Origin of the sequence: Aquimarina aggregata (assembly GCF_001632745.1) — a bacterium.
Classification (GTDB): Bacteria; Bacteroidota; Bacteroidia; order Flavobacteriales; family Flavobacteriaceae; genus Aquimarina; species Aquimarina aggregata.
On sequence record NZ_LQRT01000002.1, the window covers coordinates 944,819 to 971,084 of the forward strand.

Here is a 26,266-nt window from a genome sequence, read left to right on the forward strand (position 1 = left end):
TTTATCTCCAAACCCCGTTATACTGTGGTCCCATGTATTCTCCCCAATCAATAGGAGCTCTTTTTTTTACCTTGAGTTCTGTGCGTTCTATGATTCCGTTTTTAAAAGAATATAAATTTTGTCCATCCTTTGAATAACAACTAATGATATCTAACCAGCCATCGTTATCAATATCTGTTATCAGGGGTGTAGTCCCTAAATTAGATCCAACCTTTAATGGTCTTAAGGATACGTATGATTTATCCTTAAAATTAAGAACTTTAAGACCATTTAAATAAAATTTAGCATCAAAACCAGAGTTTGGTATTACTCCATATTCATTTGTTGCAACTAGTGCTTCATCAAAATCATTATTTATAAAATTATAGACAGTAGACGATGCATACTGAAAAACACCAATTGTATCGGCAGAAACTAACTTTCCTTCTTTTCCATCGATTAAAATATGAACAGCTTGTCTTTCTTCTGACCAAGGGGCAAAACTAAAACCGCTATAAAAATCAGGAACCTCATCATCACCTACAAAATTACCAATTGCCGGTACAGTATATACATGAAATTTATCATCTAAACTTACTACCCAAAGTTCTTCATTTGTTTTTCCGTTAATACAAAACGTTTTACCCTCTACCGCATTGGCCACAATATCTTTAATTCCATCTTTATTTACATCGACTAAAACAGGAGGCGCAATAAAACCTTTTTTTATTCCCTTTGCTAAAATCTGCGCTTTACTGCCACTGTTCGTTAATAAATCTCTAAGATATATTTTATATAAATTACCTCGAATTGTCTCTCCTCCAGATCCAAAAATTATTGAAATATCATTATCATTTTTAAATTTGTGTACTATTGGAGACATATATGTTTCTTTTCCGTCTGGCATATCTATACTATGCAATAGTTTTCCGGTTTTACCACTTACTATCATTAATTTACCAGAAGGTCTCACTGTATTATCATATGGCATTGCTTTTACAAATCCTCCAAATGATACAAGAATATCATGCACATTATCATTATCGACATCAGGTAAAAATTGTGGACTATAAAAATTAAGTAGTTTAGGATCATTTACTAAATCCATATCTTTTAAATTAGGCAAATACTCCCAAAAAAGTTTTCCTGTAGCTCCATTAATAGCATACAAAATTGCTGATCTACCTCCTATAAATACATCATCTACTCCATCATTATTAATATCTTTTAGTATTGCTGAGCTTATTACCTGATTTCTTGCAGGTACTTTCCATAATAATTCTCCATTTCTGCCATCTAAAGCAATAACACCATGTTGAATAGAATCAAATTCTGTTCCTGCACCTCCTAAGATAATATCTTTGATACCATCATTATTAAGGTCTGTTGCTCTAGGTGAAGAAGTAAACCCAATTTCTTTTATCTCTTTTTCCCAGCTATTTGCTTCAAAATCTTTTTCTTTAGGCCAAAAAACAAAAGTCAATATTGCTACCAAACATAAAATAGCAAGTCCCAGTATATATTTCTTCATGAATAAATCTTAATCAATTAGTTCTTTTTAATAAGTTGTTTCGATATGTAATTACCAATCTGATTACCTTGTTTTACACCATTGGTTATGGCAGGCATATAATGAATACCTCCGTAGAGTCTACTTATAGCAGCTTCTTCAGCCGCAGCTTTAAAAGACACAAAAGATCGTATAGGAAGTCCGTACTCGACTTCTGTTGAATCTGTAAAAGCAGTCTGATGCCCTAACATTTCAGATAACATTGCTGCTGATGCCGCAGAAGCAACACTGTGACCACTGGTATACTCAGGAAAAGCAGGAGTTTGTAAGACTGGTCTCCAACTTTTATCAATGTATCTGTTTATATATGTTTCTGGACGAATAACTACGGTCTTATACTTATCATTCCAACAACTAATAAAACTATCGGCAAGAGTTACAGATAAAAACGTAAATACTCTAGCACGCTCTATAAAACCTAAATCTTGTTTTTTAGAAACATGAGACGCTATCAACATCCAATGGGCCCCAGGAGAAATTTTTTGTTCAAATTTCATAATATGACCGGTATGTGTAGAAGCGTTGGGATTACAATCCCAAAATTTCGCAATCTCTAATTGTTCTGTAGAAGCATTTCTTACAGCATCATAAACTTCTATAGATTCCTTATAGAATAGGGATAGCTTATCTGTATCAAAATCTGTCGGTTCTCCTGATGAAAATTGTCCTGCAGAATCTATAACAAATGTTCTTAATCTATGCCAATTGGGTTCTATTGGCTCTAAAAAATCCGGTGGCGTAGGTTTCCATGTTCCTTCACCTTTATCGTTTATAATCTGTGAATGATTATTTCTACTTTTATAGCCATCATTATTTGCCCATTTTTTAATATGATCAGCAACTAAAACACCGTATTCAACAGAATTGTTTATTACTTCTTGCGAAATTCCAAAAGTTTTGATCTTTTCTAGATATACTTTCCTTTTATGGGCAACTATATCATAACTATATACCAGATCTTCTGCCACCATTGAAAATCCAATAATAGCAGCAATTTCAAAATTATACTTTTTTTCTTTTTGCGGCTCAGGTATATCTTTTAAATGTTTTATAGTATTTGATAATGATACTAAAGAAGTGTCTGTATTTGTTAGAATTTCATGAGCTGTAATATTTGGATAGGCATAAATTCTACTTGCAACCGGTGGAGAAAATATATCTTTTACCATAATATCAGTAACGATCTTGTTCCAAATATTTAATTGTTCTTTTGAATAAATTTTGAAGGCCTCATCATCATAAGCCTTAGGACTACAACCGATAGTACTAAATATCAAAATACTCAAAGAAAATATCACCAATACTCTCATATCTTTATTTAATTTTACGTGATATACCTTTTGAATCATAAATAATAACTTCGCTCATATCTGATGTAATCTCCAGTTGTCTTGCATTTTGAGAAAGATAAGAATGTCCATAATAGAATTCTTTTTTAATAGTTGTACCATTAACAAAGCTAATTTGAGCATACTGATCTAATGGTGCTAACTTAATAATTTGTCCTGGAATTTTGTCGTTTATTTCCAAAGCTTTAAACTCTCCTGAGTTACTACCTACTGTAACTATAGTTTTTGTATTCATTGTAACACTTGCAACACTTTTTTGATCTCCATCAAGAAACAAACCACTTTCTATAGGTTTAGAAACACTTAGATTACCTTTACCATCTCCTAGCATCAAAACACCAAGAGAGGCATCTAATTTACCGTGTATAGGCTCGATCGTATGAGAGTTTCCAACTAGTAATGCATCAAGATTACCATCCATGTTTAGATCCTCTATCAATATACCATTAATGGGTGCTACTTGACATTGCCAAGGCAATTCTTTTATTTTAAAAGTACCATCTCCTAAATTTTCTACAAAACTTGATGTCAGGTATTTGGTATCTAAAATTAATGCATCTTTAGTTTCTTCTTCTGTTAATACATGTCGAAATGAAGCTGTAGAATATGTTACATAATCTCTAAATCTTCTTTTAAAGCCAACAATTTGATCGTTCATAGCATCTCTATTATGAAATACCATTTCTTTACGTTCTCCTTCTTTAGTGGTGTTATAATAAGTTAAAACCGGGTCTATTTTATCGTTTTTATCATAATCTCCCGCATATAATCTAAGAGGTTCGGTAGTGGTCGCTTCAAAAATAGTATTTGTTCCTAAATTACCAATTATATAATCTATATCTCCATCCTTATCAAAATCACCACCAGCAATACTATTCCACCATCCAGATGTGCCTTCTAATCCATTTTTCTCATACTTTTCAAACTTCCCTTTATTATTTTTAAACATGCTAATCTCCATCCATTCTCCTACTAGAATTAAATCTACCCAACTATCATTATCAAAATCAGTCCAAATAGCATCGGATACCATCCCTGGAAATTGCAAAATTTCTGGTGTACTATCAACTAATACACTTTCCTTATTTTCTAAAAGATAGCTTCTAGGAGCTGTGGGATATTCTCCCATTTTTACCTTTCCTCCTACAAATAGATCGATATCTCCATCTTTATCATAATCTGCCCCTTTTACTGCTCCTCCACTGGATTCTATCTTTGGTAAATTATGAGATGTAGTAAAATTTCCATTTCCATCATTTATATATAATCTATCCTGATAATGTTTAGACTGTGCACCATACTCTGACCCTCCACTTACCATATAAAGATCTAGGTCCTTATCATTATCAACATCGAATAGCAGACACCCCATATCCTCATACTCTTTATCATTTATAGGTTCTGAACGCGAAAAATCATTGTCCTGTTGTATAAAAAAAGAAGTCGTGTTTCCTATAGATCCACCCAGGATTATATCATCTTTTCCATCTCCATTTACATCTCCTATTGATTGCCCCGGACCTTCTTTAGAATACATTTTAAAAAGTAACGGTTCATTCTTAAAGTCCACATATCTATTTTCTTTATGCATATACCTAAGCCCTAAAGTATCCGTGCTATTTTTGAAAAGGTAGTTATTGGCGGTTACTTTTACTTCTTTATTATCTACCTTTTTATACGTAATATCGAGAACTTTGTTTATGTCAATAGTATACACCATTTGGCTCCGGTTATCTGGCCATAATATCTCGAGACTATCCACAGTTTTTAAAGCTCCTAAACCAAAATGAATAATTTCTCCCATACTAGACATATAACCTCTTACATATGAATGAAAATACGTCTGTATTTTATTCTTTGTATGCAGTTTTAATGTAGTTCCTAGACCTTCTTTATTTTTTCCTTTATATTTTAACTTTACCTTGATATAATTGGCTTTATGAATTTTATCATTTTGTATTGAATTATTCTTATACAACAAGGCATCTTCTTTAAAATTATTTGTTACTAGTTCTAAATCACCATCATTATCAAAATCTGCAAATGCCACACCATAAGAAATGGAAGGTTTCTTTACCCCTGCTTCCTTAGAAATGTCTAACATCTCCATATTACCCAAGTTTTGATACAGGTAATTACTTTCTAATACTGGTTTTGTTGCATTTTGCGCCTTAATTTTAAGTGCTTTATATGCTTCTGACGTACCTATATTTATATGCGCATCTAATCCAAAAACATGATCTAAATCGTTAATATCTTTTGGGTAACCGTTTGTAATGTATAAATCCCGATTACCGTCATTATTATAATCTGCCCATAAAGGAGCCCAGCTCCAATCTGTCGCATAAATTCCTGACATGCAACCAATTTCACTAAAATTCTGAGTTCCCTGAGTATTTTTACCTCTATTAATCTGCAATGTATTTCTTACAAATTGCGGAAGGTATCCAACCTTAACACGTTCTTCATAAAGATCATAGTTAATAGGCATTTGCATTCTCTTTTTTCGTTCATCTAAAGAAGGTAACATATCTAATACAGTTATATCCATTAATCCATCAGAGTTAATATCTGCGATATCCACTCCCATACCATGAAAAGTTGTGTGTCTTAAATATTCTTTGGCTTTATTTGTAAATGTCCCATCTTGATTATTAATGTACATTAAATCATTAGATAGAAAGTCATTAGCTATATAAATATCAGGCCAACCGTCATTATTTAAATCATTAATCGCTATACCTAATGAAGAACCTTCTTTTGTAATACCTGCTTCTTTTGAAACATTAGAAAAAGAACCATCTGCATTATTCTTAAATAAAAACTCTTGAGTTTTTTGTGAAGTTGTAACAGTAGTATCTAGATATATTTGGTTGCGGTAATTCATTATTTGAGAATTGACCGCTACTATAAGATCCAAATCATCATCTTTGTCATAATCAAAAAAGGCAGCTTGTGTTGATACATTTGTAACTCCTATACCATAAAGTGCTGCTTTTTCTTTAAAAATTGGTATTCCTTCCTTGTTTAAACCTTGATGCTCGTAAAACAAGTTAGGTTCTCCTTTACCTACTGTACATATATAAATATCCTTAAAACCATCTCCATTAATGTCTGCAAAGGTTGCTCCTGTTGCCCAAGAATCACTTAATAAACCGCTCTCTTTTGTTATATCCTGAAATTTAAAATTACCTAAGTTTTTATAGAGTTTTGAGGGAACTTGATTTCCGGAGAAAAAAATATCTTCTAAACCATCATTGTCAAAATCAGCAACCATAACTCCTGCCCCGCTATGATAAAAGCTATTCTCCATAATATCCAATTCTTCTTCGCCAAAAACCATATTCACGAAATCAATATTAGAATCTTTAGGACCTATTAATTCGAATTGTTTATCTGTGTTATTATTGCAAGAACATATACTTATTAAAACCAGAAGAAAAAAGACCACTTTTATTATTTCTTCATTATCCAACCAATTGACCCAACTGATTTTTTGTTTTTTATAGATTTCATTACTCATATACTCAACTTAAAATACCTGAATATTATTCTTTTCGTTAATAAAAGAACGATTCCCTTAAAATAAAGAGAATCGTTCTTAGGCTAAATTAATGTGTTGTTAATTTGAATAGCCTTCATTTTGAGGCAATCTTCCTCCATAATTATCAATTTCTGCCTGTGGTATAGGCATTTTTTCATTTTTACCTACCTGGAAACCGTATTGCTCTAATATGCTCTTTCTATTAGTTCTTATCAAATCATGAAACCTTAAACCTTCGAGATTTAATTCTACTCGACGCTCATGATAAATAGCATCTAATAAAACTTGCCCGCTTAACCCTGTTATATCTGGCAACAAAGCATTATTACCTTCTCTTGCTCTTTGTCTAATTCTGTTCACATATTCCATCGCTGTATTAGGGTCTGATTGATATATTGATTCTGCATACATTAAATAAATATCTGCTAACCGTAGTACCCTCCAATTATTTGATCCATCTGTTGGTACTGCTGGAATTGGATAATCCGTAAAAGGTGCATAGGCAACTTTCTTACCAAAATAAGCATTATTATCAGCATCTAAGGGGCCATATTCTTGATTTGGCACAAAAAATAAACTATGATCTAGTCTTGGATCGTCTGTTTCGAATTCATCCAATAATTCTTGCCTTGCTTGTACAAATCCCCATCCTGCATAATTGTCGTTACCTTGTCTCGGTCCAAAAGCTGTTCCTGATGCTGATCCTAAGGTTATACTACCCCATCCTTGGCCTGCTTCTGTAAATTGCACTTCAAAAATAGATCCTGGTCCATTCTCTCCCGTAGATTGCCAAATTTCTTTATAGGTTGGCGCTAAAGAATATTCACCTAAGTCAAATAATTGTTCAGAATACTGCTTAACCTGTGGTAGATCATTTTGTAAAGCATTAGCCCTAACCAAAAAACCTAAAGCTGCACCTTGTGTTGCTCTACCAATATCTGCTGCTTCATATTCTGATTTTTTAGGAAGCCTAGACAATGCTTCTAAAAGATTCTCTTCTACAAATGCCCATGTTTCCTCTTCAGTACTTCTGGGTACATCAAGATATTCGGCAGGAGTTGCCAGATTTTTTGGGTAAATAGGTACGCCTCCAAACCATTTTGCCAAATCCATATAATATACAGCTCTTAAAAAATAAGCTTCCCCAATTATTCTTGTTTTTAAAGCTTCATCCATATCAATACCTGGAACATTCTCTAACACTTTATTAGCATTTAATATTCCTTGATAAGATTGTCCCCATCTATCTGTAATTTCTCCGATAGTGGGCGTTATTGTGTAGTTTTCTTTTTGAGCCAAACTTTCGTTATCAGCGGGATTTCCTCCCCCTTTCCATGCATCATCGGTACCGATGTTACCGTATCCATAATCTCCTGCAAAGGCAGCATAACGTTGTCTTAGATTTCGATACGTAGCATTAATAGCTAAAAGTGCATCATCTTGGTTTCTAAAAAAAGCTCCCGGTGTATCCACCGCTACACCATAAGGTGTAGTGTCCAAGAATTCATCAGATTTACATGCTCCTATAAGTATAAGTAGCATGCCGAGTATATAAATTCCTTTTTTCATAATTTTTTATAATGTTAAGTTAATTCCGAATAGAAGCGTTCTTGGTTGTGGGTAAACCCCTCTATCCAATCCTAAAGTACGATTATTAGGACCTGTAGCATCTTCAAAGAAAGTAGTCCCAATTTCTGGATCAAGTCCAATATCATAATTATCCCATGTTATTAAGTTTTGACCAGAAAAATAGACTCTAAGTTTGTCTACATGCAGTCGATCAATAACTTCTTTTGGGAAATTATATCCTAATTGAACTGTTTTAAGTCTTAAGTAAGATCCATCATATACGTACCTATCAGACGTTCTTACATTTTTTGTATTATCTACTGTTAACCGTGGTAAAGTGTTAGAGGTGCCTGGACCTGTCCATCTTCCTAAAGCACTTCTAGTAAAGTTAGATGATAATTCAGCTTCAAAGAAATAAGGTAAGGCTGTAAAAATATCATTCCCTTCTACTCCTTGGAAAAATAAACTTAAATCAAATTGTTTATAATCAAAATCTAAATTAATACTATAGGTAAAATCTGGGTGTGGAGATCCTATTTGTACTCTATCATCACCATCAATAACATTATCACCATTTTGATCAACATATCGAATATCACCAGGTTGATTAACTATGTTTGGATTTGTTTGATCTCCCGGGTTTGTTGGTCCCGCAGCAACTTCTGCAGCATTTTGATAAATACCATTAGTTTGTAATCCATAAAAATAGCTAATTGGAAAACCAGCTTCAGTTCTTGCAAAGTCTTCAAGAATCGCAGCTGTACCACTAGCAATAAAACCACTATCTCTATCTAAAGAAGTAACTTCATTATCGATCATATCCATATAACCGGTAGCTCGAATCCCAAAATCTCCAAAACGTTTTTTATAACTTACAGAAAACTCCCAACCTTTATTATTTATTTCTGCAATGTTAAAATTGGTAGTATCACTTAGTCCAGATGTTTGTGTTAATGGTAATATAGGGAGAATTGCTCCATCTGTATCCTTATCAAAATAATCTACGGTTATTGAAAAATCATTTAAAAAAGATATGTCAATACCAAAATTTGTACTTACAGCACGTTCCCATTTTAAAGATTGATTAGCAATTTGTCTTGCTGCAGCTCCACCAGAACGTGCACCATCAAAAACCACATCAAAACCAGAAGTCGGACCAGCTTGCAAACGCGGAAGATATCCAAAAGTACCTATATTACGATTTCCTACTTCTCCATACCCTCCTCTTAACTTTAACTGATTTATAAACGAACTATTCTCTAAAAATTTTTCATTATGCACATTCCATGCAGCTGATATTGCTGGAAACCTACCAAATCTTTCATTTTCTCCAAAAACGCTTGCTCCATCCCATCTCATAGTACCTGTAAGTAGATATCTATCGGCAAAATTGTAACTTACTCTAGAAAAATAGGATAATACAGCCAAAGGAGTTCTACTACCAGCGGCAGAAGTCGTACCACTACTAATATCAGGATCATTAATAATATCTGGTATATCTACAGTAGTGGTTGTACTTATAAACGATTCTGATTCCTGTTGTTCATGACCTATCAAGGCAGTAATATTATGCCTACCTATTTCTTTAGCATAGGTTAATACATTGGACCAAGTATACCCAGTAAATCTATCTGACCTTGTCTGTAATCGTCTTTGGTTTTGAACAACACCTCCATTTTCTGCAAATGTAGTACCTGTAGGTAAATCAAAATCATAAGCTTCACGAGTACCAAAACCTGGAGCATATGTACTCACAAAGTTAAAATCCTTTAGAAAGTCAACATTAACATAAGCATTTAAACCAAAATTCCTTCTTATATCATTGTTTGTATCAAATCGAACTTCGGCTAAAGGATGTATCGCTGTTCTATTAACGGGAGCTGTAAATCCACCATTTTGATCAAAAAACGGAAGATATGGTTCCCAAGCCCAACCATTAATTGCCGATTGACTTTCTAAAAAGGCACCAAAAGAACGTCTTGTATTTTGATCAGTAATTGAATATGTAATTCTATGACCAAACTTTATATTATCATTTACCTTATACTCATTATTAATTCTAAGGTTATGTCTATCAAAATTTGAGTCTCTTAAAGTTCCTTCTTCATTAACATATCCATAAGATACAAAGTAGTTTACTTTTTCTGTTCCCCCTGATAGTGATACTTGTTGATTCTGAAAAAAACCTGTTTGTAAGTTTAGTGTCCCCCATTCAAAAGTGGGTAACGCTGCAGCTTCGGCATTTGTAAAACGTGCCGGTTCACCAGAGTTTGTTAATCCCTCGTTTATTAAGCCCGCATATTCTTGAGAATTAAGAACATCAAGTTCTCTAATTTGATTACGTGTACCAATACTACTATTGATATTTATTTTTAGTTTCCCTACTCTTCCGGCCTTTGTGGTAACTAAAATTACACCATTTGCCCCATTAGAACCATAAATTGCTGTAGCAGAAGCATCTTTAAGTACTTCGATAGATTTAACATCTGATGGATTAATGTTGTTTAGGTCACCTGGCACGCCATCTATAATCACATAAGGTGCCGTATTGTTAATAGTACCTGTACCACGAATACGAATTAATGGTGCAGCACCTGGCTGCCCTGAATTAGCTATTACACTAACTCCAGGTGCTCTTCCTTGAAGTGCCTGAGTTGTAGAAACCACTGGAGCTCTTACAATTTCATCAGCGCTGATAGAACTAATCGCTCCAGTAAGGTCACTTTTTCTTTGTGCACCATATCCAACAACAATTACTTCTTCAAGACTTTGAGAATCTTCTTTCATTGTAATTGAAAGTGAAGTTTGAGTGCCAATGGTTACTTCTTGTGGTTCAAATCCGATATAAGAAAAAACAAGGACTGAATTTATTGGGACGTTGTTTAATACAAAATTTCCATCAAAATCAGTTTGAGTTCCACTTGTTGAATTCTTTATGAATACATTTACTCCGGGCAAAGGTATTCCGTTATCAAAAACCTTTCCGGTAATAGTGTTTGTCTGTGCATGCACGCATATCACAGGAATAAGTAAAACCAACAATACCAGCAACCACTTGCGATATTGACGATGTTTTACGTTAATTACAGTTAATTTCATAAGTTTTAATTGATTAGTGTGTGTTATTTGTAAAATTTTAACGTAAAAGTATATCCGTGGTAGTTGTATCGACGGAACAAATCTTTTTTAGACTACAACAAATCTTTTCAAGCCTGCAACAAATGGTTTTGATAAGATGATTTAAAAATATTAGTCCATTTGCATGTAATTATTTTATTTACAAGTATTTAAACAAAATAAATGATGAGTTTTATCTCTTACATGTGTTTCGTACAAACTAATTTATCCTGTTAAACCATAAGTAATTCACAAAAGCCCACATTTAAGTTTATCAAAAGAGCTTAACAAAAAATTTAGAATTCGAGATTTATATTTGTTTTGAATATAAATCTTAGTATTAGCACTAACCAAAATCAAAAGACATAAAAATGAATTTAACAGACGCAAAAGTATTAATCACAGGAGGTAACTCTGGTATAGGAAAAGCCACTGCAAAATTACTAAAAGAAAAAGGCGCTCAAGTAGTCATTTCTGGACGTAATGAATTAACTCTTAAAACTACAGCAAATGAATTAGGAGTAGCATATATAAAAGCTGATGTTACCGATGAGAATCAAGTAAAAACAATGGTTAAAGAGGCAAAAGACAAGATGACCGGACTTAATGTACTTATCAATAATGCTGGATATGGATATATTTCAAAACTAGTAGATATTGATCCCAATAAGTTTACCGACCAATTTAAAACCAATATTTTAGGAGCAACTTTATGTGCGAAAGAATCTGCTAAACTTTTTGTTTCTCAAGCATATGGCAATATTATAAATATAGGCTCTACATCTTCATTAAAAGGTTCACCAAATGCTTCACCATACGTAGCTACTAAATTTGCTTTACGAGGTATGACCGAAAGTTGGAGAAATGAACTAAGACCTCATAATATAAGAGTCATGCAAGTAAACCCAAGTGAAGTAATGACTGGGTTTGCTAATAATCGTGTAGATGTTAACTTATCCGAAAAAAAATACACCGAAGCCGAACAGCAAACAAAACTACGTGGTGAAGAAATTGCTCACACAATTAGTAGTTTATTAGAAATGGATGATAGAGGTTTTATTACAGAAGCTACTGTTTTTGCAACAAACCCAAAAACATAGTTAAAATTAATATCTAAAAAGAAACGTGCAAAATACAGAGGTAATTTAAAGAATTAACAGTAAAACCATTTGACATAAGGTTTTGGAAATATGATATAGGATTAAGAATATGAATTTCGTTCTAAACATAAACAATTCAATATATTAATGATCTAACTCTTAAAACCTAATTAACAATGAAAAATTTTAACAACATGGCAGGTAAGCTCTCCTTACTTGCCTTTATTTTATGTCTTGGTTTTACACACACAATAAACGCTCAACTATGGCAAGGTAAAGGTAGAATTGCTATAAGTTCTGACGGAAATCAACATGATAGTGACGATTGGGGAGCAACGGCAGTAACACTAGCTATTATTGCCAATCGAGGATTACAGAATAAAGTAGTTCATTATGACTATGCAAATCACGTTTGGAATAACGACAGTTTTTTTGAAAATCAAATTACAGAAAGTGCATTAGGGGCAGCAGACCGTTTCGGTTTTGATAAATCAAAGTTTCATAATGGTTTTAGAAATAAAAATAAAGCCATAAATAGTTTAAAAAATGCGGTTAATGCATCTTCAGCAAATAATCCTTTATTTCTAATTGCTGCAGGACCAATGGAAATTCCGTATCAAGGGATCCTTGCTGCAAATCCCAACAAAAGAAAATTTGTAACCGTTATTTCTCATTCACTATGGAATAACTTTCATGGAGATTGTGATGATGGTTTAAATTGGACAGAATGCCACCCTGGATCTCATCAAAGGAGGCATATTGAACCTCTAGGTGTAAAATGGGTTCAAATATCTGATCAAAATGAAAATAAGTTCTCCCCTGGAAGTGATGCTGCCTGGAATTTTCTTAATAATCTTAATGGCCAATATGACAGAGCTTATGAATGGACTTATTCTCGTGTAGTAGCCGTTAGAACCCCAGGAGATGCTTCTGATGCAGGTATCGCATATTATCTTTTTACTGGCGATCAAAACGGTAATACAACCAAACTTAATAATTTAATGAGAAGTGCGCCAGGCGGAGGTGACGGTGGAAATGGTGGTACCGGAGGTACCGTAACCATAAAAGCCCAAAGTATCAATAAATACATCAGTTCTGAAAATGGTAGTAGATCTATGCGTGCAAATAGAAATAGTGCTGGAACACAAGAAAGGTTCACTGTAAGATCAGAAGGAAATGGAATGGTAAGCTTTAAAGGTAGTAATGGTAAATTTGTAAGTCATGAAAATGGTAATAAAGCTATGAATTGTAATCGTAATGTAGCCCAAGGTTGGGAAAAATTCACTCTAGTGCCTCAAGGAGGTAATGTATATGCGATTAAAGGAAGTAATGGTAGATATGTTAGCCATGAGAATGGTAGTAATAATGGAATTACTTGCAATCGAACTGCTATCGGCTCATGGGAAAAATTTGTTATCGATGGACTTACTTCCAATAGAGCAAAAGAAAATGTATCTCTAAAAGAATTAAATTTTAAAAATGAAACTGTTTTATCCCCTAACCCACTAACAACAGGCAATTACAATTTACAAATTAGTTCATCTAAAAACCTAAGTTCTGCATCTGTAGAAATCATAGATGTTTTTGGAAAACTAATTTTAAGTAAGAAATTAGGAACAGTAACTAAAGGGAATATGATGGTTTCTCTAGATAAAATAAGAAACACTATGAGCTCTGGACTTTATTTAGTGAATATAAGTTTTGATGGAAACAATATCATGAAAAAAATATTTGTTGAATAGCTTAATCTTAAAGAGAAAACGGGATAGTTTATAAATTTTCCTGTTTTCTCTATTTAATTAAATACAGACCTATTATTTAAACACACTATGTACAATTTAAACAAATATATTATCTGCTTTTTTTCTATTTACTTCATAGGATGTATTAATGTGATAATTGCTCAAGATGTCTGGATAGATAAAAATGAAAATCAAGATTATGTTGCAAGGCATGAATGTTCTTTTGTACAATCTGGCAATACATTTATACTATTTGGAGGTCGAGAACAAGCCAAAAGACTTGATGTATATAATTATAAAGAAAACAAATGGACTCAAGGTGCTTCTGCTCCAATCGAGTTTAATCATTTTCAGGCTATAGAATATGATGGATTGATATGGATTGTAGGTGCTTTTAAAAGCAATAATTTCCCTAATGAAGTTCCGGCTGATCATGTTTATATATATAACCCTGCACTAAATGCATGGTTGAAAGGTCCCGAAATTCCAAAGAATAGAAAAAGAGGTGGTGCCGGACTTGTTATGCACAATGATAAATTTTATTTAGTTGCAGGAAATTCAAAAGGTCATAACGGAGGTTTTGTTTCTTGGTTTGATCAATATGATCCATTAAATAATACATGGAAACAACTTAATGATGCTCCTAGATCAAGAGATCACTTTAGCGCGGTAGTTATCAATGATAAAATTTATGCTGCAAGTGGTCGAAAATCCGGAGGTCCTGGAGGTACATTTGCTCCCCTGATTCCACAAGTTGATATTTATGATTTAAAAACGAAAAGGTGGTCTACATTAGAGAACGGTCAAAATTTACCAACTCCAAGAGCTGGAGCTAGCTGTGTTAATTTTAATAATGAACTGTTCGTAATCGGTGGTGAAGGTGAACAATCGGGTCCTGCATTTAAAAAAGTAGAAGCATACAATCCTTCAACAAACAAATGGACTACAAAAACAGATTTAAATTTTGGTAGACATGGTACACAAGCTATAGTCTCTGGGCCGGGGATATTTATTGCTGGTGGATCTCCGGTACAAGCTGGCGGAAGAATGCATAATATGGAGGTATATAATAATGATAAGCCTGTTGGAGTTGCTATAGAAGCAAGTATACTTACAGCTAGTAATAAAATTGATTTCGAACCCAACCAAACCAAAAATATTCCTATTATTTCATCTGGTGGCAATGCAGGTAATTTCATAAGTAAGATTGAAATTATAGGGGTTGATGCTTCGAGTTTTAAAATACAAAAATCTATTTCTCATCACCTAATCAAGTCTAGCACCAAACAAGATATTACCATCACTGCTAGTACTTTACAAAATAACAAGCAAGCAAATCTGGTTATTACATATGACAATCAAAAGAAATTAATCATAAAATTAGCCATCTTATAAGTAAAAGTTTAGTTCATTTTTGATTGAAGACCTATAATAGCTTCTTTATTTCTATAATGATTAATGACTACCATTAAAAATATGAATAAAAAAATCCCTGCTCCTATTACAAAAATTAAAGTTTGTATCTTATCAAAGAGCACTCCACCTAAAATTAATCCAAAAATACTTGCAAAACTACCCATGCTATTCCCGTAACCTTGAATAGTTCCTTGCATTTGGGGGGTTCCTGTTTTTGATAATAAAGACAAAAAATTTGGCCACATTAAACCATTTCCAATAGACAATAAAGTATTTGCACAATACATTATAACAAGATCAGAAAAAGAAAGGAAATAAAAACTTATTGATAGTAATATCGAACCAATCGCTACACATGCGATATTAGATATTTTTCCAGATAAATAAGATAGTAAAGGACCTTGCACCAAAATCATTACCAAACTAGAATATGCTAAAAAAATGCCCAGTTCTACTGCAGACCACTTAAGTATTGTAAGTGCATATATTGGTAGTCCCGCATAAAAAAGACTAAAAGCTAAAAATGTAAAGAAATACACACTATATAGTAAAGGTAACGAATCTAGTTTCAGAATTTTAAACAACGAATTCGAAGTACCATCATCACTACTATCCCTATCGTTATAGCAATCTTTATGTTCAACTTGAAAAAAACGTCGAAAAGAAGTAAATTTTAATCTACCTGTATCTACTACACACGGATTACTTTCGGGTAATTTTAATATGATTACAAAAATTGCAATCAAAGAAATCAAAGCAGCTAGAATAATTGGCAATTTTTCTTCTAAAAAAGTAGAAGCTAATACACCCGCTATTGCAGGTCCTAGTACAAAACCAAGGCTCGTAGAAGCCCCCATTATTCCAAAATTTTTATCTCTATCTTTATCCGTAGAAATATCGGATAAGTATGCATTAGCGACCGAAACATTTCCCCCGGTAAACCCATCAAAAATTCTAGCAACAAACAACAAGAGCAAGGGCAATGTCATTATGTAACTTCCCGTATATTTAGAATCTGTATTCCAAATTATGGTTTCGGGAATGATAAAGGCCAATAAAAACAATAGCCAGGCAACAAAAGTACCTACTTGACTGATGATCAATACTTTTTTTCTTCCTATTTTATCTGATAGTTTCCCCAAAATAGGAGCGCCTATTAATTGAAAAAAAGGATACATCGCTCCTAAAACACCATAAACAAAACCATTACCGCCTAAATTTGTAACGATAAATATTAAAATAGGAATAACGATACTATACCCCAAAATCCCTATAAAATTGACTAATAGAATTGGAAAAATTGCTTGATTAAGAAAACTAAATCCTTTCATAATCTAAAAATAAGATGCATCACCCTAAAAGCTTGTTAAACAATTACTAATTAAAAAAAACATTCTAAGGTATGAGTCTATATAACTGAGAAAAAATTATCTCATGATCTTGACGAGAAGTTCTTTTAGAATATCACCTTGAGGTAAGTTTGATGCACCAACTCCTTTGCTTTTAACATCGGCATCTCTAAGTAAACCGACTATTTGACTTACTTTTTTCATAGGATAATTTTGTGCAGCTTCAGAATAGTCTTTTACAAAATATGGGTTTATTTTTAATGCACTAGCTACACTACGTTGCGATTTATCCGATAATCCATGGTACTGTAAAACTTGCGAAAAAAAACTGTATAATAACGAGATTGTAACAACCAAGGGGTTATCCTTAGGGTTTTGAGAGAAATACTTAATAATTCTATACGCTTTTATCTCATTACGGGAGCCGATTGCTTTTCTAAGTTCAAAATTATTGAAATCTTTACTAATACCTATATTTTCTTCTATTTGAGTTGCTGTTATTTGAGATCCAGCAGGAATAATAAGCTTCAATTTTTCTAGTTCATTATTAATTTTACTTAAATCGGTACCTAGAAACTCAACTAACATTTGAGCAGCCTTTGGTTCTATATTATATTTTGCTCCCGCTAAAACACGTCTTATCCAATCAGAGACTTGATTTTCATATAGTTTTTTACTTTCATATATAATTCCGGTTTTAGCAACCGTTTTATAAAGTTTTTTTCGCTTATCTATTTTCTTATACTTATAACACATCACAAGAACAGTAGACGGTTGTGGGTTCTCAGCATAGTCTCCTAATTTTTCTATAGTTCTGGATAAATCTTGTGCTTCTTTAACAATAACAACTTGTCTTTCTGCCATCATTGGAAAACGTTTAGCATTGGCTACAATATCATCTATAGTTACATCACGACCATACAACACCATTTGATTGAACCCTTTTTCTTCTTCTGCAAGAACATTTTTATCAATAAACTCTGCAATACGATCAATATAATAAGGTTCTTCGCCCATTAAAAAGTATATGGGCTTAATATCCCCTTTCTTTATATTACTTACAATTTGTTTTACTTCGTCCATTCAAAAAAAATCGTCAAATTTGCTCGAACCTTTATTAAGAGTTAAAATGCAAGAGTTAAACTTTCCAGCATATAAGTTCAGGTTCAAAAGTAGCGAAAATAAAGTTTCTATTTTTGACCGAATTCGTAAAAAATTTATCATTCTTACACCAGAAGAATGGGTAAGACAACATACAGTTCAATATCTAATTGAAGAAAAAAAATATCCAGAAAGCCTGATCAATGTAGAAAAACTTGTTAAAGTAAACGATTTAAATAAACGTTATGATATTATTATCTATAAACCAAACGGTGATATACATCTTATTGTAGAATGTAAATCCCATAAAGTAAAGATCACTCAAGAAGTATTTGATCAAATTGCTCGTTACAATTTAGCTTTGAATGCAGAATATTTAATGATCACTAATGGAATGGATCATTATTATTGTCAAATGAATTATAAAGAAAAACAATACTCCTTTTTAAAAGATATCCCAGGCTATAAATAAGAATAGGTCTTAATTTTGATCTTTTTCTTATCGAAACAAAGCTAAAATTTAAATAATCATTAATCTAAGATTAAAATTATCCTTTTGATTTTGTTATTTCCCAAAAGTCGAGGTCAAAAATAGATTACAAATTATTTTTAAAGTTCAACTTAAATTTCCAATTAAACTCATTACTTTGCAGCCGTGAAAATAGCAGTAGTCATACTTAATTGGAATGGAAGGTCTTTATTAGAACAGTTTTTACCTTCTATTATAAAATATTCAAACGAAGCAACTATTTATGTAGCAGATAATGCCTCTACAGACGACTCTATTCATTTTCTTGAAAAGACATTTCCAGATGTAAATATCGTCAAAAATGATACTAATGGTGGTTATGCTAAAGGGTATAATGAAGCACTTGCAAAAATTGATGCTGATATTTACTGTTTACTTAATAGTGATGTAGAAGTTACTAAAAATTGGCTAATACCTATAATACATACTTTTAAAGATTCTGATAAAATAGCAGCAATCCAACCAAAAATCTTAGATTATAAAAAGAAAACACATTTCGAATATGCAGGTGCAGGAGGCGGTTTTATAGATAAATTTGGATATCCGTATTGTAGAGGTCGAATTTTTGATACTCTTGAAGAGGACAATGGGCAGTTTGATGATACTACTTCAATTTTCTGGGCTAGCGGAGCTTGTTTATTTATAAGAAAAGAAGTTTTTGAAGAAGTAGGCAAACTCGATGAAGACTTTTTTGCACATCAAGAAGAAATAGACCTATGTTGGCGGATCCATAACTATGGATATAAAATAGTCTATGTTGGCACTTCGACAATCTATCATTTAGGCGGTGCAACTTTAGATACAATGAATCCGCAAAAAACTTTTCTAAATTTTAGAAATAATTTATATCTACTCATCAAAAATGTACCAGGAAATATAATTTGGTTTATATTGTTTAGCAGATTAATTCTTGATGGGTTGGCTGGGGTTAAATTTTTACTTTCGGGGAAATTATCTCACTTATTTTCAATTCTAAAGGCACATTTAAGCTTTTACGCTAATTTTATTTACTTTATAAAAAAACGAAAAAAACTTTCAAAGTCGGGGAAATATTATACCATTTTTTCCGTTGTATGGCAGTATTTTATTTTGAAACATAAACATTTTAAACAATTATAGGGTTATATAATAAATTAATGTTAACGGATTAGTATTACGTCACATTTTTAATAATTTTGAGTTATATAACCATTACAAGACTAAAAACAAATTTTCTAATGAAAAAAGCAATGATTATTGGAGCCTCTATGGCAGTATTATTATCTTCATGTGTTTCACAGAAGAAATTTTCTGAACTAGAAGCCAGAAACAAGAAAACAGAAGACCTACTAAATACAGCTACAGTTAAGTTAAACAGCTGCCTTGAAGAAAAAGCAAGCTCATCGTCACAATTAAAAGTTTTACAAGACCAAGTATCTAATCTTAAAAATCAGAATTCTGCTTTGTTAAACAATGTTGGTAATTTAGCAACACTTTCAACTAAAGAAGCAGAAAACTTAGAGAAGTCTCTTGAAAGTATTAAAGAAAAAGATCTTCAGATCAAGACAATGCAAGATGCACTTACCAAAAAAGATTCTGTAACCTTAGCATTGGTTACAAGTCTAAAAGGTGCATTAGGAAACTTGGCTGATGAAGATATAGAGGTTAATGTAGAAAAAGGTGTAGTTTATGTATCTATTTCTGATAAACTTCTATTTAAAAGTGGAAGCTATAATGTATCTACCAGAGCACGTGAAGTGTTAGGTAAAGTGGCTAAAGTTGTTAATGACAAACCAGATATCGAATTCTTGGTAGAAGGTCATACTGATAGTAAACCATATAAGAGTAATAAGGCTATTCTTGACAACTGGGATCTAAGTGTAAAACGTGCAACAGCAGTTGTTAGAGTTTTACAAAAAGACTTTAAAGTAGATCCTAAGCGTATGACTGCTGCGGGACGTAGTTACTATGTACCAGTTGCAGACAATGGTTCTGAAGCAAATAGAGCAAAGAACAGACGTACAAGAATTGTTGTACTACCTAAACTTGACCAATTTTATAACATGATTGAAGATGGTATGAAAAAAGCATCTCAAGGACAAGGAGGAAACTAGAAAAACATAGAGATTCTCTATATAAAAAGGCCATCAGAAATGATGGCTTTTTTTTATGCCCATATAATATAAAAGATCCTTAAGCCATTAATATACATCCTAAATTAATAGGCTCTGTACTTCTCCAAAGAAACTTTATTAATAGTATTATCCAAAGAGTTTGACTTAAGTAAAGTTGATATCATAGTTATGCCAATTCATATACTTACAAACTATGTAATGAGTTATAAACAGTATTTCTCATTAAGACATAAGATCATTACGATACAAGCTGATCACTAACTTTAATTTATATATCATACTATAGGATTTGACACAAAAAAAAGGCAATACTCACGTATCGCCTTTTTCTTTGTGGTTGTGGTAATAATTATATATTAACCTCTTTTGTAAAGCTTCTATCGCCTAGATCAAAAGAGATTATATATCTTCCCGAAGGTACTTCAGAAAACTTATACAGTCTTTCAAAAATTAAGTTTTCTTCTTCAACTTTTTCTGTTAATAAGGTTTCTCCATTCTCATCTGAAATCGAAATACTTAGAGGTGACTTCTTAGATCTAGTAAGCATAACTTTTACCAAAGAATTTTGTACAAGAACTTTAGGCTTAAAAATAGTTATCGAAGAATCTTCGATTAATGCTATTCCTTTAGAGTTCTTTAATACTGGAGTTACTTTAACATCAAATTCTGTTTCTGTTTCTACAAAATAAATACCATCTGCTACAGAATTAAAATTGAAATACTTTCTATATGATGGCATTGCTTTCAAAGTGGCATTAAACAGAATAGTTCCTGTGTAATCCTTAAGATACAATTTTTGTCCTTTGCTAATGTTAGATAGTGAAACATTAATTGTAGAAGAGTTCTCTATTCTAACAGATAAAAAATCTGCTGCTTTTACAGCTGTACTAAATAAGATAACACATATTAGTAAGCTTAGGTTAATTACTCTTTTCATAACGTTCTAGTTTTAGTTGTTAATATCTTTTGTCGGTACAAATGTAATCCAGATATATCTGTAGAAACACAACAATATTTGCACATATCTATGCTATTTTAACCCAAAAACACTTAGAAACACATTTTAATATCAAATTAACATATTTTTTAATTTAAATTTACATTAATTTAACGTTAGAAATGCAATATTAGTAGTCGATTAGAGTATCCTGAAAACAAGACATCATTTATGAAAATTGTAAAACCATCATTAGAAAAAATAGTTCCAGAATTTGGGAGCTCACTTTATTACGAGAGATTTTCAAAAGAAAACAAAAATAAAAATCCCATATGGCATTATCATCCTGAAATTGAAATTGTATATGTAAACGGAGGTACAGGGAAAAGACAAATAGGGAGTCATATGTCTTATTATAGAAAGGGTGCATTAATGCTTATAGGCTCTAACCTACCCCATTGCGGATTTACAGATCATACTACAGGGAACAGTAGTGAAACTATAATTCAAATGCTACCCGATTTTCTTGGTTCTACATTTTTTGATGTCCCCGAGATGAATGCCATTGGTCAACTTCTTGAGCAAGCAAAAAAAGGTATTGTATATCATGGTGATACTAAAAGAAGGATTGGAGCACAAATCGAAGCGCTTAAAGATCTAGAGCCTTTTGAAAAACTACTTGGTTTTTTAGAAGTACTAAGAGAAATGCAAAAAACTAATGATTATACCATACTTAATGCAGAAGGTTTTATCGTAGAAACTTCATTACAAGATAATAATAGGATTAACCTGATATTTAATTTTGTACAACAGGAATTTAGCAGACCAATATCTCTAGATGAAATCGCGGATAAAGTAAGTATGAGCGTTCCAGGGTTTTGTAGGTATTTCAAAAAAATTACAGGAAAAACATTTACTCAATTTGTAAATGAATACAGATTGGTACATGCGGCAAAGTTATTACATGAAAAACAAACCAGTATTACAGATATTTGTTATGAAAGTGGCTTTAGTAATTTCTCTCATTTTAGTAAATTATTTAAACAATTTACAGGAAAAACCCCCAGTATGTATAGGACAGAATTAAATTATGTGATTTCTTAATCACAATTACCCATTATAACACAACAAATTAAAACCTAGATAATGTCTATACTCCCTTTTCCTTCTCTAACGAGAACAGGTTCATGGCTAGTTAAATCTATAATAGTAGAAGGTATATTATCTCCAAAACCACCATCTATTACAATATCAACTAGTTTATCCCATTTTTCGAGAATTAACTCTGGATCGGTAGTATATTCTATAACTTCATCCTCATCATAAATTGAAGTAGAAACAATTGGATTACCCAAACCTTCAACAATAGCTAGACATACATTATTTTCTGGTACTCTGATACCAACTGTTTTCTTTTTTTTAAAAACGGTTGGCAAATTATTATTACCTGGTAATATAAATGTATAAGGACCAGGAAGTGTTCTCTTTAATAACTTAAAAGTAGCATTGTCGATTTGTTTTACATAATCAGATAAATTACTAAGATCTTTACAGATAAATGAAAAGTTTGCCTTCGCTAACTTAATCCCTTTGATTTTAGCAATTTTTTCTAATGCTCGTGTATTTGTAATATCACAACCTAAACCATAAACCGTATCTGTAGGGTAAATAATCAATCCCCCATCTCGCAAACAATCCACTACTCGTTGTATTTCTCGAGGATTTGGATTTTCATTATATATTTTTATAAACTCTGCCATAACGAAGTTAATGCTATTCAAAGATAATTCTTCTTGTGTATATCTCTCAAAATTAAAGGTTCCTCTTACTAATAATACAAAGAAGTATACTATTACTTATACATCAGGAGCTAACCTATTACTTTTAATTTTGCAAAACGAAGCAACAATTTTTTAATCCCTCCTTTTTCAAAATTAATCTCTGCTTTTTTGTCTTGCCCTACTCCTTCAATTTTAATAATTTTTCCAATTCCGAAACGCATATGCTCTACAACACTACCAGGAATTAATTCTTGATCAAATAAATTAGTGTTATTATCTGTATTTGTTGAACCGTTAGAAACGGGACGCAATTTTCTCAACTTTCGTAGCTGTTCTTCGTTTGGTTTATGTGCTAATGGTGGCGCACCAGACACCGGTTTTTTGAGTCGCAATTTACTTTTATCTACTTCTCCAAATATATCAGCATCTATTAAAGGCTTATATCTGTAGCCTTCTACAGGTGTTAGGTATTCAAGAAATTTATCATCGATTTCTTCTATAAACCTACTTGGTTCTGCATCAACGAGTTTTCCCCATCGATATCGAGATTGTGTATATGTCAAGTAAGCTTGTTTTTCAGCCCTGGTCAATGCCACATAAAACAAACGTCTTTCTTCTTCTAACTCACTTCTTGTATTCATACTCATTCCCGAAGGGAAAAGGTCTTCTTCCATACCTACAATGTACACATATGGAAACTCTAGTCCTTTTGCTAAATGAATAGTCATTAGTGCAACCCTATCATCATCACCAGTATCTTGATCCAAATCTGTTGCTAGTGCTACATCCTCAAGAAACTCTGCTAATGATCCTTTTGAATCTACTACTTCTTTCTGTCCTTCTACAAAATCACGAATACCGTTTAATAATTCTTCAATATTTTCAATTCTAGCAATACCTTCTGGAGTACCATCTTTCTTTAACTCTTGTAATAATCCTGTTTTCTTTGCAACTATTTCAGACAAAACAAAAGCATCTGAAGTTTGATTAGTGACTTGAAAACTCTTGATCATATTCATAAAATTTTCTAGTCTGGTCTTAGTACCACTATTAATTTTAAGATTAATACGATCTAAATTTTCAATTACCTCAAATATTGACCGATCATAATGATTAGCAGCCACAATAAGTTTATCTACCGTGGTACCACCAATACCTCTAGCGGGATAATTAATTACTCTTTTTAATGCTTCCTCATCTTTAGGATTAATTATCAATCGCAAATAGCCAAGAACATCTTTTATTTCTTTACGTTGATAAAACGAGAGTCCACCATAAATCCTATATTTTATATCTCTTTTACGTAATGCATCCTCTATAGATCGTGATTGCGCATTTGTTCGATACAGTATTGCAAAATTACCATTATCTAATTGATGGTTCATTTGATTTTCAAATATAGAACTTGCGACATATCTACCCTCATCGGCATCGGTTAATAACCTATTTACTATAATTTTAGGGCCAGGATCGTTTGCGGTCCATACTACTTTATCTAATTTGGTTTTATTCTTATCAATAATTGAGTTTGCAGCCTCTACGATATTTTTTGTAGATCTATAATTTTGCTCTAAACGGTATTGCTGTACATTATCATAATCCCTTTGAAAATTAAGGATATTGTTGATGTTAGCACCTCTAAAAGCATAAATACTCTGTGCATCATCACCTACTACACAGATATTCTGAAATTTATCTGACAAAGCTCTAACAATAAGATATTGAGAGTGATTTGTATCTTGGTACTCATCTACTAATATATATCTAAATCGATTTTGATATTTAGATAATACTTCAGGAAACCTGTTTAATAATTCATTAGTTTTAAGCAATAAATCATCAAAATCCATAGCTCCGGCTTTAAAACAACGATCTACATAATGCTGATAAATTTCACCCATTCTAGGGCGCTTTGCCATTGCATCTGCTTCTACCAATTCGCCATTTTGAAAATAAGCTTTTACGGTAATCAAACTGTTTTTATACGATGAAATCCTTGAATAAACCTGTTTGTATTTATAAATATCTTTGTCAAGCCCCATCTCTTTAATTACAGAGGCAACTAAACGTTGAGAATCTTGAGTATCATAGATGGTAAAATTAGAAGGGTATCCTAATTTATCTGCTTCAAACCTTAAAATTTTAGCAAATATCGAATGAAATGTTCCCATCCATAGATTTTTGGCTTCACTAGCTCCTACTATAGTAGAAATACGTTTTTTCATTTCACGCGCTGCCTTATTGGTAAAAGTCAACGATAAAATATTAAATGAATCTACTCCCTGATGCATCAAATAAGCAATTCGATAAGTTAATACACGCGTTTTTCCTGACCCTGCACCGGCAATAACAATCATAGGCCCATCTTTCTGAAGTACAGGGGCTCTTTGTGCATCATTCAACTCTGCTAAATATTCTTCCAACGTAACAATTTTAAAGATGGAAATTTAAGGAAAGAATAACGGTTATAAAAACACTCTTGGCTCTTTTTGTAAACAAATCATCGTCAATAACTTTTATAATTTTACCGTGATTACAATACCATCGTAAACAGTACTAAACTCGAACTCTTAAAAGTTAATTTAAACACAAAAACGATAGTGCAAACTTAATTGTTAACAAAGATTTTTCCTACATAAAAATCAATTGTTAGTAAATTTAATAGACAAAATACATTGTTTTAAGTTAAAATGTGTTATATTTAAGAAATTTTTAAAATTTACCCATTTTTACTCAACTAAATCCCAACCTTAATCTAACACACTATGGCCCCAAATGTGAATGTACAGTTTATAGAAAAAGAGCAAATTAAATTTTTGAAGTTTCCCAAAAAAGATGTCCTGGATAAAAGAAAAGATCAAATTGACCGATTTTTAGAGTTACAAAGAGCTTTATCTTTAGGCAACCTTGAGCGTCAAAAAGTTAAAATAGTCTTTGTAGACGATACTGGATTTAAAAAAGTAGAAACTACAATTTGGGGAATAACTGACCGAGAAGTTATTTTAAAGCAATCTACTATCATACCTCTAGAAAGAATTATAAGCATCTCATAAGTTTTAATATAACCAT

Annotated in this window: 18 protein-coding genes; 8 read left to right on the top strand and 10 right to left on the bottom strand. The window is 32.3% G+C overall.

The window, feature by feature from the left end:
* Position 1: 1 nt before the first annotated feature.
* The 5 genes from AWE51_RS05910 to AWE51_RS05930 form a co-directional block, all read right to left on the bottom strand.
* Entirely contained in the window at positions 2–1,510 is a 1,509-nt protein-coding gene (locus AWE51_RS05910) for an outer membrane protein assembly factor BamB family protein (RefSeq protein WP_066310819.1), read from the bottom strand.
* A gap of 17 nt (positions 1,511–1,527) precedes the next feature.
* A complete protein-coding gene (locus tag AWE51_RS05915; RefSeq protein WP_082832323.1) occupies positions 1,528–2,898 on the bottom strand; it encodes a vanadium-dependent haloperoxidase in 1,371 nt (456 codons plus the stop codon).
* Positions 2,864–6,421, bottom strand: coding sequence for a VCBS repeat-containing protein (locus AWE51_RS05920; RefSeq protein WP_082832324.1), 3,558 nt, complete (start codon positions 6,419–6,421; stop codon positions 2,864–2,866). The genes AWE51_RS05915 and AWE51_RS05920 overlap by 35 nt, the downstream gene beginning before the upstream one ends.
* Positions 6,422–6,520: 99 nt before the next feature.
* Complete coding sequence (locus AWE51_RS05925; RefSeq protein ID WP_066310822.1) at positions 6,521–8,011, bottom strand: RagB/SusD family nutrient uptake outer membrane protein; 1,491 nt, start codon at positions 8,009–8,011, stop codon at positions 6,521–6,523.
* A 6-nt stretch (positions 8,012–8,017) separates the two neighbouring features.
* Positions 8,018–11,110 (bottom strand): SusC/RagA family TonB-linked outer membrane protein, encoded by a 3,093-nt coding sequence (locus AWE51_RS05930; RefSeq protein WP_066310824.1) that lies wholly within the window; start codon positions 11,108–11,110, stop codon positions 8,018–8,020.
* A 389-nt stretch (positions 11,111–11,499) separates the two neighbouring features.
* Between AWE51_RS05930 and AWE51_RS05935 the strand changes: the two genes are divergently transcribed.
* From AWE51_RS05935 to AWE51_RS05945, 3 genes are all read left to right on the top strand, one after another.
* The gene (locus tag AWE51_RS05935) at positions 11,500–12,228 is read left to right on the top strand and encodes an SDR family oxidoreductase (RefSeq protein WP_066310826.1); all 729 of its coding nucleotides are present in this window, start codon (positions 11,500–11,502) and stop codon (positions 12,226–12,228) included.
* A 176-nt stretch (positions 12,229–12,404) separates the two neighbouring features.
* The gene (locus tag AWE51_RS05940) at positions 12,405–13,970 is read left to right on the top strand and encodes a T9SS type A sorting domain-containing protein (RefSeq protein ID WP_066310828.1); all 1,566 of its coding nucleotides are present in this window, start codon (positions 12,405–12,407) and stop codon (positions 13,968–13,970) included.
* A gap of 87 nt (positions 13,971–14,057) precedes the next feature.
* Complete coding sequence (locus AWE51_RS05945; RefSeq protein WP_066310831.1) at positions 14,058–15,365, top strand: Kelch repeat-containing protein; 1,308 nt, start codon at positions 14,058–14,060, stop codon at positions 15,363–15,365.
* 8 nt (positions 15,366–15,373) lie between these two features.
* Here AWE51_RS05945 and AWE51_RS05950 read toward each other — a convergent pair whose 3' ends face one another.
* Together AWE51_RS05950 and holA are read right to left on the bottom strand one after the other, a co-directional pair.
* Positions 15,374–16,717 carry an MFS transporter gene (locus AWE51_RS05950; RefSeq protein ID WP_066310834.1) on the bottom strand — a complete coding sequence of 448 codons (1,344 nt, stop codon included), beginning with the start codon at positions 16,715–16,717 and terminating at the stop codon, positions 15,374–15,376.
* A gap of 96 nt (positions 16,718–16,813) precedes the next feature.
* Positions 16,814–17,818: a DNA polymerase III subunit delta gene (gene holA / locus AWE51_RS05955; RefSeq protein ID WP_066310837.1), complete on the bottom strand. Its 1,005-nt coding sequence runs from the start codon at positions 17,816–17,818 to the stop codon at positions 16,814–16,816.
* Here holA and AWE51_RS05960 point away from each other — a divergent pair.
* From AWE51_RS05960 to AWE51_RS05970, 3 genes are all read left to right on the top strand, one after another.
* Positions 17,763–18,308 (top strand): type I restriction enzyme HsdR N-terminal domain-containing protein, encoded by a 546-nt coding sequence (locus AWE51_RS05960; RefSeq protein WP_082832325.1) that lies wholly within the window; start codon positions 17,763–17,765, stop codon positions 18,306–18,308. The genes holA and AWE51_RS05960 overlap by 56 nt on opposite strands.
* Positions 18,309–18,491: 183 nt before the next feature.
* The gene (locus tag AWE51_RS05965) at positions 18,492–19,484 is read left to right on the top strand and encodes a glycosyltransferase family 2 protein (RefSeq protein WP_066310840.1); all 993 of its coding nucleotides are present in this window, start codon (positions 18,492–18,494) and stop codon (positions 19,482–19,484) included.
* A gap of 98 nt (positions 19,485–19,582) precedes the next feature.
* Complete coding sequence (locus AWE51_RS05970; protein WP_066310841.1) at positions 19,583–20,458, top strand: OmpA/MotB family protein; 876 nt, start codon at positions 19,583–19,585, stop codon at positions 20,456–20,458.
* Between the two features lie 370 nt (positions 20,459–20,828).
* Here the strand turns inward: AWE51_RS05970 and AWE51_RS05975 are convergent, their stop codons facing one another.
* Positions 20,829–21,416 (bottom strand): PPC domain-containing protein, encoded by a 588-nt coding sequence (locus AWE51_RS05975; RefSeq protein ID WP_066310843.1) that lies wholly within the window; start codon positions 21,414–21,416, stop codon positions 20,829–20,831.
* Positions 21,417–21,647: 231 nt separating this feature from the next.
* Here AWE51_RS05975 and AWE51_RS05980 point away from each other — a divergent pair, with 231 nt between their 5' ends.
* Positions 21,648–22,520: a helix-turn-helix domain-containing protein gene (locus tag AWE51_RS05980; protein ID WP_066310846.1), complete on the top strand. Its 873-nt coding sequence runs from the start codon at positions 21,648–21,650 to the stop codon at positions 22,518–22,520.
* Positions 22,521–22,555: 35 nt separating this feature from the next.
* Here the strand turns inward: AWE51_RS05980 and AWE51_RS05985 are convergent, their stop codons facing one another.
* Both AWE51_RS05985 and AWE51_RS05990 read right to left on the bottom strand, forming a co-directional pair.
* A complete protein-coding gene (locus AWE51_RS05985; RefSeq protein WP_066310849.1) occupies positions 22,556–23,176 on the bottom strand; it encodes an L-threonylcarbamoyladenylate synthase in 621 nt (206 codons plus the stop codon).
* Between the two features lie 110 nt (positions 23,177–23,286).
* Positions 23,287–25,620: an ATP-dependent helicase gene (locus AWE51_RS05990; RefSeq protein ID WP_066310851.1), complete on the bottom strand. Its 2,334-nt coding sequence runs from the start codon at positions 25,618–25,620 to the stop codon at positions 23,287–23,289.
* A gap of 342 nt (positions 25,621–25,962) precedes the next feature.
* On the opposite strand from AWE51_RS05990, the gene AWE51_RS05995 reads away from it, so the two are divergent.
* The gene (locus AWE51_RS05995; protein WP_066310854.1) at positions 25,963–26,250 is read left to right on the top strand and encodes a hypothetical protein; all 288 of its coding nucleotides are present in this window, start codon (positions 25,963–25,965) and stop codon (positions 26,248–26,250) included.
* Positions 26,251–26,266 lie beyond the last annotated feature (16 nt).